General features: G+C 70.0%; 1 protein-coding gene. It reads left to right on the forward strand.

What is annotated here, in order from left to right; translation table 11 throughout:
- Positions 1-270: 270 nt before the first annotated feature.
- Positions 271-534: 2Fe-2S iron-sulfur cluster-binding protein (locus JZ791_RS47400; RefSeq protein WP_216903952.1), on the forward strand; the 264-nt coding region annotated here is incomplete at its 3' end.

The raw sequence follows: 534 nt of genomic DNA on the forward strand, positions 1-534 counted from the left end.
CTGCCGAAGCGCGACGCTGCGCCGGCCGCGAGGATGATGCCGGCTACCGCGGTCGCGCCGGGCAATTCCGGCGTCGTGGAGGCGCCGATGCGGGAAGGCTGCGGATGGAAGGACGGCGCGGAAGAAGCGGGGCAGGCGTGTGGCATGCCGCAGCATACGGCCATGCCTGGCACCTGCGCCGCAAGCCGACCGTGTGCGCGCGCTCCTCCTACAGGGTGCGCGGTGCCTGACGGCGACACTGTCCGGTCCACCGGCCGTGAAGGAAGCGAGATGTCATCCAGCCACCCCACGTCGGTCGCCCGCGCCAGCGGTCCGGCCGAATCCGCCGTGTCGGTCCATACAGTGCGCCTGCACGTGAATGGAACGCCACAGCACCTCGATATTCCCTGCTGGGTCACGCTGCTCGACACGCTGCGCGACCTGCTCCGGCTCACCGGGACCAAGAAAGGCTGCGACCACGGACAGTGCGGCGCCTGCACGGTGCTGGTGGACGGGCAGCGCATCAACAGCTGCCTCACCCTCGCCGTGATGCAC

The sequence above is a fragment of the Nocardia alni genome (assembly GCF_019038435.1).
Lineage (GTDB): Bacteria > Actinomycetota > Actinomycetes > Mycobacteriales > Mycobacteriaceae > Nocardia > Nocardia alni.